The sequence below is a fragment of the Acinetobacter sp. GWC1_38_13 genome, assembly GCF_001767535.1.
Taxonomy (GTDB): Bacteria; Pseudomonadota; Gammaproteobacteria; order Pseudomonadales; family Moraxellaceae; genus Acinetobacter; species Acinetobacter junii.
Genome location: NZ_MELG01000056.1, coordinates 1 through 11,566 on the forward strand (window position 1 = coordinate 1; position 11,566 = coordinate 11,566).

General features: G+C 39.1%; 14 protein-coding genes. 7 read left to right on the forward strand and 7 right to left on the reverse strand.

Going from position 1 to position 11,566, the window contains the following annotated elements:
* Positions 1 to 524 (reverse strand): NAD-dependent epimerase/dehydratase family protein (locus A2003_RS05650; protein WP_286686934.1); only part of this gene is annotated, 524 nt, incomplete at its 3' end.
* Between the two features lie 349 nt (positions 525 to 873).
* Here A2003_RS05650 and ftn point away from each other — a divergent pair.
* The gene (gene ftn, locus A2003_RS05655) at positions 874 to 1,338 is read left to right on the forward strand and encodes a heteropolymeric bacterioferritin subunit Ftn (protein ID WP_286686935.1); all 465 of its coding nucleotides are present in this window, start codon (positions 874 to 876) and stop codon (positions 1,336 to 1,338) included.
* A gap of 51 nt (positions 1,339 to 1,389) precedes the next feature.
* Here the strand turns inward: ftn and A2003_RS05660 are convergent, their stop codons facing one another.
* Positions 1,390 to 1,965: a peroxiredoxin gene (locus tag A2003_RS05660; protein ID WP_004952578.1), complete on the reverse strand. Its 576-nt coding sequence runs from the start codon at positions 1,963 to 1,965 to the stop codon at positions 1,390 to 1,392.
* Between the two features lie 90 nt (positions 1,966 to 2,055).
* Between A2003_RS05660 and A2003_RS05665 the strand changes: the two genes are divergently transcribed.
* From A2003_RS05665 to A2003_RS05690, 6 genes are all read left to right on the forward strand, one after another.
* A complete protein-coding gene (locus A2003_RS05665) occupies positions 2,056 to 2,814 on the forward strand; it encodes an alpha/beta hydrolase family protein (protein WP_286686936.1) in 759 nt (252 codons plus the stop codon).
* Between the two features lie 317 nt (positions 2,815 to 3,131).
* Complete coding sequence (bioA, locus tag A2003_RS05670; RefSeq protein WP_286686937.1) at positions 3,132 to 4,427, forward strand: adenosylmethionine--8-amino-7-oxononanoate transaminase; 1,296 nt, start codon at positions 3,132 to 3,134, stop codon at positions 4,425 to 4,427.
* A complete protein-coding gene (locus tag A2003_RS05675; protein WP_286686938.1) occupies positions 4,414 to 5,568 on the forward strand; it encodes an 8-amino-7-oxononanoate synthase in 1,155 nt (384 codons plus the stop codon). Before bioA ends, A2003_RS05675 begins: the two co-directional genes overlap by 14 nt.
* Positions 5,559 to 6,317 (forward strand): malonyl-ACP O-methyltransferase BioC, encoded by a 759-nt coding sequence (gene bioC / locus A2003_RS05680; RefSeq protein WP_286686939.1) that lies wholly within the window; start codon positions 5,559 to 5,561, stop codon positions 6,315 to 6,317. The genes A2003_RS05675 and bioC overlap by 10 nt, the downstream gene beginning before the upstream one ends.
* Positions 6,314 to 6,958 carry a dethiobiotin synthase gene (gene bioD, locus A2003_RS05685; RefSeq protein ID WP_286686940.1) on the forward strand — a complete coding sequence of 215 codons (645 nt, stop codon included), beginning with the start codon at positions 6,314 to 6,316 and terminating at the stop codon, positions 6,956 to 6,958. Before bioC ends, bioD begins: the two co-directional genes overlap by 4 nt.
* A gap of 263 nt (positions 6,959 to 7,221) precedes the next feature.
* A complete protein-coding gene (locus A2003_RS05690; protein ID WP_286686941.1) occupies positions 7,222 to 7,887 on the forward strand; it encodes a hypothetical protein in 666 nt (221 codons plus the stop codon).
* Between the two features lie 75 nt (positions 7,888 to 7,962).
* On the opposite strand, the gene A2003_RS05695 is transcribed toward A2003_RS05690, so the two are convergent.
* The 5 genes from A2003_RS05695 to A2003_RS05715 all read right to left on the reverse strand — a co-directional run.
* Entirely contained in the window at positions 7,963 to 8,382 is a 420-nt protein-coding gene (locus tag A2003_RS05695; RefSeq protein ID WP_286686942.1) for an ExbD/TolR family protein, read from the reverse strand.
* 21 nt (positions 8,383 to 8,403) lie between these two features.
* Positions 8,404 to 8,829 carry an ExbD/TolR family protein gene (locus A2003_RS05700; protein WP_286686943.1) on the reverse strand — a complete coding sequence of 142 codons (426 nt, stop codon included), beginning with the start codon at positions 8,827 to 8,829 and terminating at the stop codon, positions 8,404 to 8,406.
* An 11-nt stretch (positions 8,830 to 8,840) separates the two neighbouring features.
* Complete coding sequence (locus A2003_RS05705) at positions 8,841 to 9,716, reverse strand: MotA/TolQ/ExbB proton channel family protein (RefSeq protein ID WP_100833349.1); 876 nt, start codon at positions 9,714 to 9,716, stop codon at positions 8,841 to 8,843.
* Between the two features lie 42 nt (positions 9,717 to 9,758).
* Positions 9,759 to 10,469: an energy transducer TonB gene (locus A2003_RS05710; RefSeq protein ID WP_286686944.1), complete on the reverse strand. Its 711-nt coding sequence runs from the start codon at positions 10,467 to 10,469 to the stop codon at positions 9,759 to 9,761.
* Positions 10,470 to 10,617: 148 nt separating this feature from the next.
* On the reverse strand, positions 10,618 to 11,566 hold a 949-nt coding region (locus tag A2003_RS05715; protein ID WP_286686945.1), incomplete at its 5' end, for a TonB-dependent receptor domain-containing protein.

Consider the following 11,566-nt stretch of genomic DNA (forward strand, 5'->3'; position numbering starts at 1 on the left):
GCTTTACGTTCGGCAGCCACTTTTGAATATGGATATGGTTGGTGAGTTTCACTGCTGCTATTATTCCAGTGGCTCTCATCAAATTCATTATGAGCAGTATTTTGAATCTCAATCGCATCACCGTAGGTTGATGCAATACTTGAGGTCACAACAACGCGTTTTACTGAAACAGTGCGGTTCACACTGTCTAGTACATTCTCTGTCCCTTTCACAGCAGGTTCGATAATGTCTTTAACGGCATCTTTGTAATTGGTCACTACGAAAGGGGACGCAGTGTGAATGACAACCTCACAGCCTTTCATAGCTTCATCAAATGAATGTGCTTCAAGTAAGTCTGCTTTAAAAAAGTGAATTTCACCTGATGATTTTTCAGCGAGGTCATAGAGATGTTGGATTTTATCTTTTTTTGAGGGGTCTCGAACGGTTGCGTGAACTTTATAACCTTGATTGAGTAAGCGTTCTATAATCCAGCCTGCAATATAACCCGTCGCACCCGTGACTAGAATTGCTTTACTTTTATCCATTTTTTTTCCTAATCATTTTTGTGATTGAAGATATTTAGCGAATTTTGCTCAAACAAACAACAGCTGACCAGTCATTTTTAATGTTTTTTTGATCAATTCCGCTTTCAAATAAGAAGTATTGTTAATCGTTACAAAAATCAAATAATACAAAATGATGTAACTTTACCGCTTCGAATGGGGCAATAAATCCGCAAGAGCTTATTTTATCTAAACAAATTATGCGAATTAGAACTGTAAATGCGTATGTTTCTCATTTTAATTTTATAAAAATCATAAACTTACACAATTAATTTTTTGCAAATGTCTTATAAGTTGCTCATAATACTTGTATTCGAAAGGAGTAAGTATTATGCGTGGCAATCCAGAAGTCATCGACTATTTAAATATGCTCATTGGCGGTGAGTTGGCTGCTCGTGATCAATATTTAATTCATTCAAGAATGTATGAAGATTGGGGCTTGAGCAAAATTTATGAACGCATTGATCATGAAATGCAAGAAGAAGCCTCACATGCAGATGCCATTATTCGCCGTGTTCTGTTTTTAGGTGCACAACCAAACATGAACCGTGAAGACATTAATGTGGGTACTGATGTGGTAAGTTGTTTAAAAGCCGATTTAGCACTTGAATATCATGTACGTGAAAAATTGGCGATAGGAATTAAACTCTGCGAAGAAAAAGGCGATTTTATTAGCCGTGATATGTTGCGTCAGCAGCTTTCTGACACAGAAGAAGATCATACTTATTGGTTAGAAAAGCAACTACGTTTGATCGAATTGATTGGTTTACAGAATTATATTCAATCGCAGATCTAAGATTTGTGAATTAAAAAAACTCAGCATATGCTGAGTTTTTTATTTGCTATTCTATTTTTTCTGTAAGTTTTTTAAATCTTTCAATACTTGATCGGCATGTGTCTGTGTATTCACACTCGTGTAATGATACATGACGGCACCTTGAGGATTAATTAAAAAACTCTCTCGCTTGGCAATTTTGGTAATACCTAGATTTCGAACAATGCCAAATTTTCCAGCAAGGTCGCCTTTATCATCAGCCAAAATTGGGAAAGGAAGTCCTAGTTTTTTTGAGAATTTCTGATGTGATGCGACATCGTCCAAGCTCACACCGAGTACCACAGCATTAGATTTTAAAAACTGAGGATAAAGCGATTTAAATTGATTGGCTTCTTGGGTACAACCAGCTGTATCGTCTTTTGGATAAAAATAAAGCACAATCCATTTGCCTTTGTATTGGCTTAACGTATGCCATTTCCCACTTTGATCTTGCAGTTTGAAATCTGGTGCAGACTGTCCAACCCATTCTTTTTGAGCGGTATTTTGTTTAGAGAAAATAGAGGTTTGAGCAAAGCTTGAACTCGCTGATCCGAGCAACATAAGTGTGCTACAAACGATAAGAACTTTGGACTTTATCGTATTCATCATTTTGATCTCAAAGTGTGATAGGTCATATTTTAGCAAATCGAGTTGACCTCGCTAGGAAAAATAACCAATTTATGCGATGTTTTATACAAAATGATTATGCAATCGACAGGTATCTCATTGTCTAAAAAAATCTTACTCATCACTGGCTGGGGTGGTGGTGCCGAAATATTAAAACCTTTACATGATGTTTTAGAACAAAAGGGGTATTTCGCTCAGCGGATTAATATTTTTAATGCTCTCGATAATGAAGTTTTGCAGCAGCATGTCGAACTTGCAGTGAAATTCGATGTCATCGTGGGATGGTCGTTGGGAGGTCAACTAGCAACACTATTAGTCAACCAAATTCAACTGCAATATGATGAACAGAAGCTGTTAATCACTCTAGCATCGAATCCATGTTTTGTTGCTCAAACTAATTGGACGACAGCCATGCCAGTTGAAACTTTTATTCAGTTTAAACAGTCATTCGAACAGGATGCGATTACCACATTAAAACGTTTTGGCTTATTGGTCTGTCAAGGTACAAGTTCGGCTAAAAAAGATTTCTTAGCTATGCAAAAATTGATACGGCCACAAGCGATTGCATTGCTTAGGGATGGGTTGCAGTTGTTGGGGCAATTAAATTTGGTTGATTGGTATGAAAATTATCAAGGCAGACAGTTGCATGTATTTGCTGAGCATGATGCTTTGGTTCCTTACCAAGTTGTTCAAAATATCCAGAATTTAGCTGCAAAAAATCTAACTGTTGTTTCTATTGATGATGCTTCTCATGGTTTTCCATGTTTTATGGTGGAGCAGACTGTGCAAGTAATTGAAGATTTTATTTACTCAACGTTCAATCTTGCTTGAAATGAAAGTTCTCGCAATATATTTTAGATTTTGACAAGTTTAAGATGTTTGCAAATTCTTTTATAAGAGTTTTCCCACAAATTGATACTCGATAGCGTCATCCACAACCTGCGTGGTGATAGTAAAAGTGATGAATATGGATGAGTTGATACTCTTGGATGGGCACCAGAAGTGAACAGGTTTTGTGGATGACAAATGGTTTTGCCTACTTTTCCCGAAAGAAAAGTAGGTCCAGCCGAAGGCTAATACCAGAATAAATGAGCACAAGGCAGCTCTCCCCTAAAAGCAATATTTATCTAACCAATGAGGAAGTATGGATGACCGATTTATTTGATTTAGAACATATATGGCATCCATATACCTCGATGTTAAATCCACTGCCAACTTTTAAAGTGAAACGTGCTTATGGTGCAACCATCGAACTAGAGGATGGTCGAACTTTGGTTGATGGCATGTCGTCATGGTGGTGTGCGATTCACGGTTATAACCACCCTGAACTCAATAAAGCCATTACTGATCAATTGCAAAATATGGCGCATATCATGTTTGGTGGTTTGACGCATGAACCTGCAATCGAATTGGGTAAACTCTTATTAAAAATTACGCCTCCGAGTTTAGATAAAATTTTCTATGCTGACTCAGGTTCAGTTTCAGTTGAAGTGGCTTTAAAAATGGCAGTTCAATATTGGGCTGCATTGAATCAACCTGAGAAAACCAATTTTATTACTACACGTTCTGGCTATCATGGTGATACTTGGAATGCGATGTCTGTATGTGATCCTGTTACGGGAATGCATCAGATTTTTGGCTCAAGTTTACCGAATCGAATCTTTGTACCCGCGCCACAAAGTTGCTTTGATGAAGAGTGGAATCCACAAGATATTCAAGAACTCAAACAACAGATCGAACAGCATTATCACAGTATTGCTGCACTCATTATTGAGCCAATTGTGCAAGGTGCGGGAGGGATGCGTTTTTATCATCCTGAGTATTTGCGCCAAGCCAAAGAATTATGTCAGCAATTCAATTTGTTGTTGATCTTTGATGAGATCGCAACAGGTTTTGGGCGTACAGGCAAAATGTTTGCTTGGGAGCATGCACAAGTTGAACCCGATATCATGTGTATCGGTAAAGGTTTGACTGGAGGCTATATGACATTATCTGCAACATTAACGACTAAACAAGTAGCTGAAACCATTAGTCGTGGCGAAGCTGGCGTGTTCATGCATGGTCCAACTTTTATGGCCAATCCTTTAGCTTGTGCTGTTGCTCTAAGAAGTACTCAATTATTAGTTGAACAAGATTGGCAGAGCAATATTCAACGTATTGAAAAGATTCTTGTTGAGCAATTAAGTGATTTAGCAGAACTTGATCATGTTGCAGATGTCCGTGTATTAGGTGCAATTGGTGTGGTTGAATTAACCTCAAGTGTTGACATGAAAAGCTTACAGCAGCAGTTTGTTGAACGTGGTATTTGGGTGCGACCATTTGGAAAATTGGTCTACGTGATGCCACCGTATGTGATCACCGATGATGAGCTAAATTACTTATTAGTGCAGATGAGTGAAGTGGTGAAAAATATGCAAGGAGCACATGCTAATGTCCTTGCTTGATCATTATGCTGAGCAGCTTGACAACTTTAAACAGCAAGGTAATTTTCGCCAATTTACTTCAAATCAACAGCAGGGACGATGGATTACCATTCAAGATCGAACCATGTTGAATTTGGCATCCAATGATTATTTAGGTTTAGCCGCTGATTTAAGTTTAAGAGAAGAATTTCTCGATACGCTTAAAATAGAACGGGCGTTATTTAGTTCTTCTTCTTCGCGTTTGTTGACTGGTAATTTTGCAGAGTACGAGCAATTTGAAAATAGCCTAAGCAAAGCTTTTGGTCGCGCTGCCTTGCTTTTCAATAGCGGCTACCACATGAATATCGGTATTTTGCCTGCATTAGCTGATAGTAAAACCGTGATTTTGGCGGATAAACTGGTTCATGCCAGTATGATTGATGGTATTCGTCTATCGAATGCTCAATATGTGCGTTATCGTCATAATGATTTGCAGCATTTGGAACAGTTATTGCAAAAGTATCAACAAGATGAGCAAGTTGAACGTATTATTGTGGTGACTGAAAGTATTTTTAGTATGGATGGAGATGAAACGGATTTAGCGGCACTGGCGCAGTTAAAGCAACGTTTTGTCAAAACCATGTTGTATGTTGATGAAGCTCATGCCATCGGTGTGAGAGGTGGGCAAGGACTAGGTTGTGCTGAGCAATATGACGTATTGCATCAGATTGATTTCCTGGTTGGGACTTTTGGCAAAGCGATTGCTTCAATTGGCGGTTATATTATTTGTGATCCTATCATCCGTGATTATCTTATTAATAAAATGCGTCCTTTGATTTTCAGCACAGCGTTACCACCAATCTCGATGGCATGGTCTGACTTTATCTTTAATAAAGTTTTAAATATGCAGCAGCAGCGTCAGCACTTGGCTGAGATCAGTCATTTTTTACAGAAGGCGGTGATTGCAAAAGGTTTTTCAAGTCCATCGAGTAGCCATATTATTCCAATCATTGTCGGCGAAAGTAATGCAGCGATTGAAAAAGCACGTTATGTTCAGCAACAAGGTTTTTACGCCATGCCTGTGCGACCGCCAACAGTACCGCAAAATAGTTCACGTTTACGTATCTCATTAACGTCTATGGTTCAAAAAGCTGAATTAGAAAAATTGGTGGAATGTTTGTGAGTGTCGATAAAGCTTTAGTCGCTCAACGTTTTGCTAAAGCAGGGCAAAGTTACGTTGAGCATGCTGTAGTGCAAAAGCAGATCAGTGCACAGTTATTTGAATATCTGAAAGCGTATTGTCCTAATACTTTTGATTCTGTACTTGAGATCGGTTGTGGGTCGGGTAACTTAACGCATTTATTTCAGACTCATTTCCAGTTTGATCAATTATTTTTAAATGATCTTTATGAGGATGTTGAACAGCATTTTTCAAAGATTAAAAATATAGCTTGGTTGATCGGAGATATTGAACAGCTTGAATTACCATCAGAATTGGATGCGATGATTTCAAGTTCAGCTTTACAATGGATGACTGATCTACCTGCGTTATTACAACGAATTCATGATGCTTTAAAACCGAAAAGCTATTTGGGTTTCTCTACATTTGGTGAAAATAATTTAATTGAAATCAAAAAGCTGACTGGGCAAGGTTTAAATTATTATTCCAGTGACGTATTGAAACAGAAACTTGAAGAAAATGGCTTTGAGGTTGTGTTTATACAAGAAGAACAAAAACATCTATATTTTGATGATCCTAAATTAGTGCTGCATCATCTAAAAGCGACGGGGGTGACTGCAACAGCAAAGTCACATCGTTGGACCAAGCAATCTTTACAGCAGTTTTATTCTGATTATCAACAGTTTCAAGATGAGCAAGGTTTTCGCCTAACTTATCATCCGATTTACGTGATTGCGCGGAGAAAAGCATGAGTGCAGCAATTTATTTTGTCAGCGGTATTGATACAGAAATTGGGAAAACTTATGCCACAGGTTATCTCGCCAAACTTTGGACCGAACAAGGGAAGCGTGTTATCACCCAGAAGTTGGTGCAAACTGGCAATGTCGATGTGTCTGAAGACATCGAAAAACACCGTGAAATCATGGGGAGTGGCTGGTTTCAGGAAGATCATGAAAAATTGACCATGCCTGAAATTTTCACTTATCCAGCTTCACCACATTTAGCTACACGTTTAGATGGGCGTGAGTTAGATTTTGCCAAGATCGAAGCTTCAACTAAAGAGCTTGCTCAGCGTTTTGATGTGGTGCTATTAGAGGGTGCGGGCGGTTTAATGGTGCCTTTAACCACAGAGTTATTGACCATTGATTATATTGCTCAACATCAATTTCCTGTGATTTTGGTGACTTCTGGACGTTTGGGAAGCATTAACCACACATTGTTGAGTTTAGAAGCTTTAAAACATCGTGGTTTGAGTTTGCATGCTTTGGTATATAACTTAAAAGATGAATCGAAAGATCCACTTATTTCTAAAGATACAGCGGATTATTTAAAAGCTTATTTGGCAAAGCATTTTCCTGATGCTCAATGGATTGAGTTGGAAAAATTTAACTAACTTTAGGTATTTATTGTCTAGTAAATATCTGTGATCGTGGAGGGCGGCAAGGATGTCGCCAAGTTAGACTGCCTTGCGCTGCTTTCAAAGCCTTGCTTTGAAATTGCTCAGGTCGTACCGTCAGTCTGACAAAAGATTTATGTTACTTTTTATCTTTGAAAAGTAAGAAGATTTGCTATGAGTGGGTGGGCTTGGGAAGACTAAGTTACGATAGCTAATGGATTTTATAAGCGATTTAATTCATAAACTTAAGGTGAATAACAATGAATAAGAAGAATTTTGTTTTTATAACACTATGCTTGTCAGGTTTGATCTCGACTACTCAAGCTACTGTACCCGCAGATAAAACCATCATTAATTGGATCACTAATTTACAAGATTCAAATGCGAATCCTCAGCAAGCCATTCAGATTGATCACACGGAAAAAGTAAAATTAATTTCTGGCGAAGAAGCTTATTTGTCTGGTGTTAGTTTTGAAAATGCTGGGCGTAACTTTTGGGCGGGTTATGTATTGACTCGACCAAAGCTCAAACAAGCAAAAATTTTAAAAGAGTTTGGTGGTCAATCGAATACATTTAAAGTTCATCCAACGATGTATAAAGGTAAATCGATTGAACTGGTTGAAATCGAAAGTGCTGGTTCGGGACAAGGAATTGTTGAAGCTACTAAAAGTTTAGTTTATTTGAGCCAATGGAATGCCAAGTTGATTACTGAAGTTCAAGAGTCTTCTAATGCTGGTCGCTATGACGAAAAACTTGATGCAGAGGATTGTCGTACTGGATCAGATAATACGGGTTATTTAAACGTGATGCCGTATTCGCCTTATGTTGTGAAAACTACGGTGACGGGAAATGCCTGCAATGACAAACCGAAAGGATATAAAGTAAATAGTTTGGTTCTCCCAATAGTCATTAGTGAAATTAAATGAAAAAAGCTAACAAGCGGACTTGTTAGCACAGGAGGAACTTAGAATTGTGAAGCTTAATAGTTAGAGTTTATTTTTCTAGTTATTACTCACGATGCCTATTTTAGTGACTTTGCTTTGCTGAGCTAATGCCATCACCATAGCAATATTTTTATATTCAGCTTGAGGATCAGGTTTAAACTTGATCTGATCCTGATCAGCTTTTTGCGCAACAGATTTAAACAAAACCTTCAATGCTTGGCGATCAGCAACAGCTTGATCGTTCCAGAAAATACGACCTTGTGCATCCACTCTTAAGTTGATGGTTTCAGGTGGTTTCTGATCGGTTGGTGGCGGTGGTGCACCATTAGGTAAATTGATATTAATGGCATTGTTTGGGATTGGAATTGTGATGATGAACATAATCAATAACACCAGCATGACATCAATTAAAGGTGTCATGTTGACATCGAGCATCACATCATCTTCGCCACTTTTTGGTCCGACATTCATACCCATGACTAACTCCTTATCGTCTGACTAAGGTGAACTAGGTGGAGTAGTGACAAATGCGATTTTGCCAATACCCGCTTGTTGGGTGGTGCTAATTACCTGATCAATTGCAGCGTAGTGTGTCAATTGATCACCACGAATATGAACTTCAGGTTGCGGGCGCTTTTGTGCCTCAACTTGTAAATGAGCAAGTAAAGTTTCTTTATTTGCAACGTATTGTTCATTCCAAAAAATATCGCCAGTTTTGTTGACTGAAAGTTGAATATTTTGAGGGGTGGTGGCGTAAGGCGTATTCTTTTCTTCAGGTAACTTTACAGGAACTGTATGTGTGACCACTGGAACAGTGATTAAAAAGATAATCAAAAGCACCAGCATGATGTCCACAAGCGGAGTGGTGTTGATGGTGCCGATCACATCATCATCACTTTGATCTGAATTTATCATCATGCCCATAATCGTATTCCTTATTTAGAATCACGATTGACAGGATTGCTGCGCAATTCGCCACTGAGTAAAACTGCATGTAAGTCAGAGCCAAATGAACGGACATTGTCCATGACAGCTTTATTGCGACGAGTCAGCCAGTTATAACCAAGTACTGCAGGTACAGCGACAGCTAAGCCAATTGCGGTCATGATTAATGCTTCACCCACAGGCCCAGCAACTTTATCAATAGATGCTTGTCCTGAAATGCCGATCGCAGTCAATGCGTGATAAATTCCCCAAACTGTTCCAAATAATCCAACGAAAGGTGCAGTTGAACCCACTGTTGCAAGGAATGCCAAGCCGTTACCTAAATGGCTTTGTACTTTATCAATCGCACGTTGAATCGAAATCGTTACCCATGTGTTGAAATCAATGCGTTCTAATAAGGTGCCATCATGATGTTTGGTTGAGTGAATACCTTTTTCAGCGATATAGCGGTACGTGCTGCTAGGATCTAAGCTTTCTTTTGCGCTATTTAACGTATCAGCTTCCCAAAAGTTACGTTCAGCTTCAGTACCATGGCGTTTGATTTTGCTTTGTTGAAATAGTTTTGAAAGGATGATGTACCACGTACCAATTGACATTAAAACAAGGATGAATAGGGTTGTTTTTGCAACGAGATCACCCTCACGCCATAAAGCTTCTAAGCCATAAGGGTTATGCACTTTTTCTTCAGTCGCTGGAAGAGGTGGTGGTGTTGGTGATGATTGTGTTGTTGCATCAGTCGCGACCGTAGTTACAGCTGTGGGTTGCGTGGTTTCTTCAGCCCAAACAGAACTAATTGGAAGCAGGGTGCTGGTTGAGATAAGACCAATCGCAGCAAATCGAGAGATTTTTTTTACAGTTTTATTCATTTTAAATTCTCCAAAAAATTGTTTAATTCACTTCTATATTCATTAAGAAATCTTGAATGTGTATTCGATTTCATACCAATCTTGTTGAGGTACACCATCTTTCATCGCTGGTGTGAAGCTACATAAGCTATAAGCTTTGGTCGCGGCTTTATCTAACTCACGTACACCACTCGATTTTTTGACTTTTGCATCGATTACTTTGCCCGAGCTATCCACAAGTAAGCGCATACGCACAGTACCTTCTTCACCAGCCATTTCCTGTTCACGTGGATAACCAGGCTCTTTACAACCAGCTTCACCTTCTGAAACGCCTCGTGAAATTCCAGCTGGTTTTGCAGGTGCTGGGGGAGCAGCAACTGCAACTGGAGCAGCAACAGGGCTAGGGCTTGGAGAAGCCGCTGTGACAGGTGCAGGTGTTGCCACTGAAGTTTTGGTTGGTTGTGTAGGTGTTGGTTTTGCAACAGGCGTTACTTTCTCCACCTGCTTAGGCGGATCAGGCATTTTTGCCACTTTTTCAACCATTTTGGGTAGTTCAGGTGGTTTTTCCTCAGGTTTGGGTGGAGGAGGTGGTGGTGGCGGTTCAATATCTTGAATAATCTGAAGTTCTACAGGCTTCTCGACTGGTTTAGTAAAATCAGTGGTTAAACTTGTTACTAAAATATAGGCGATCACAAGATGTAAAAATAAAACTAGACCAAGTCCGACGAGACGTTTGGTAGATTGATTTTCACTTTCAGCAAAGGGTATGCCCATAATTGCTCCTGAAAATGTAATCGCTGAGTTATATAAAAGTATTTAGGCTAGATTGAAAATCTTGATAGCAATTTTTATCTTATATAGACATCAGGATTACGTTGAACCACTACAAGACAAAAAGGAACATCTTGCAGTGGTTAGAGTTTTAGAATTTATAAGTGCCTCTGAGGAAATATGCACGTCCCGTTACGTCGCTATAGCGAGGGTCATAACCATATTGGAAGTTATCGAGCACATTCGAAGCAGAAGGTTCAGCATCAAATAGATTTTTGATACCAGCAGTTAATTCTAGATTTTTAAAGCCTTTATACGTTCCTGAAACGTTGTACAGGGTATAGTCACTTACGCGGTGATTATCATATTTCTCATCACCAATTTGGTTTTGATCTTTATAGCCACGGTAGAACTCTTGCTCGAAGACCATTTTCCAGTTTTCGTAGCTCCAGTTAAGATTGGCAACATGTTTCCAACGTAAGATTGCTGGATCATCGTATTTACCAACATAACCTTCCCATGCACCACCTTTCTCTTCTTGACGGTCGTATTTGATAACATATGTGCCATCAATACCGAAGCCAAAACGACCAGTAGAAGTCATCGGTGAAAGATAATTTAGCGCTAAATCAATACCTTCAGTTTTAACTCCACCCATATTTGTTAGTGCGCTGTTGATATATTCCAATCGACCATCAGCCCCTCGAATGAAGCGATCTGCATATTTTTCAGGATCACCGAAAATCATTGCTTCACCGATGCTGTTGATTAGCCCATCAATTTTGATGTTGTAATAATCAGCAGAGAACACTAAATTTTTGATTGGTTCTAAAACAAAACCCGCAGTAACCGAGGTTGATTCTTCTGGTTGTAAGTCTTTTGTGCCCCCTTGAGTACGGTAGAATTGGGTATTACATTCAGTTTGATATTGAGGTGATATAGCCTTGCCGTTTGGACATAGCACAGGGTCATCGTAGCGAGCCCCCGTATAAGTTTTGCTTTGAGGGGCATTGATGTCATATAAGCTTGGTGCTCGGAAACCAGTACTGTATGAGGTACGGAACATTAATTGTTTAATCGGTTCCCAGCGGAAAGCGATT

What these genes read in the sequence shown, in the direction of transcription:
- ftn (WP_286686935.1), top strand. Translation starts at nt 874, where the DNA reads ATGCGTGGCAATCCAGAAGTCATCGACTATTTAAATATGCTCATTGGC.
- A2003_RS05660 (WP_004952578.1), bottom strand. Translation starts at nt 1,965, where the DNA reads ATGATGAATACGATAAAGTCCAAAGTTCTTATCGTTTGTAGCACACTT.
- A2003_RS05665 (WP_286686936.1), top strand. Translation starts at nt 2,056, where the DNA reads ATGATTATGCAATCGACAGGTATCTCATTGTCTAAAAAAATCTTACTC.
- bioA (WP_286686937.1), top strand. Translation starts at nt 3,132, where the DNA reads ATGACCGATTTATTTGATTTAGAACATATATGGCATCCATATACCTCG.
- A2003_RS05675 (WP_286686938.1), top strand. Translation starts at nt 4,414, where the DNA reads ATGTCCTTGCTTGATCATTATGCTGAGCAGCTTGACAACTTTAAACAG.
- bioC (WP_286686939.1), top strand. Translation starts at nt 5,559, where the DNA reads ATGTTTGTGAGTGTCGATAAAGCTTTAGTCGCTCAACGTTTTGCTAAA.
- bioD (WP_286686940.1), top strand. Translation starts at nt 6,314, where the DNA reads ATGAGTGCAGCAATTTATTTTGTCAGCGGTATTGATACAGAAATTGGG.
- A2003_RS05690 (WP_286686941.1), top strand. Translation starts at nt 7,222, where the DNA reads ATGAATAAGAAGAATTTTGTTTTTATAACACTATGCTTGTCAGGTTTG.
- A2003_RS05695 (WP_286686942.1), bottom strand. Translation starts at nt 8,382, where the DNA reads ATGGGTATGAATGTCGGACCAAAAAGTGGCGAAGATGATGTGATGCTC.
- A2003_RS05700 (WP_286686943.1), bottom strand. Translation starts at nt 8,829, where the DNA reads ATGGGCATGATGATAAATTCAGATCAAAGTGATGATGATGTGATCGGC.
- A2003_RS05705 (WP_100833349.1), bottom strand. Translation starts at nt 9,716, where the DNA reads ATGAATAAAACTGTAAAAAAAATCTCTCGATTTGCTGCGATTGGTCTT.
- A2003_RS05710 (WP_286686944.1), bottom strand. Translation starts at nt 10,469, where the DNA reads ATGGGCATACCCTTTGCTGAAAGTGAAAATCAATCTACCAAACGTCTC.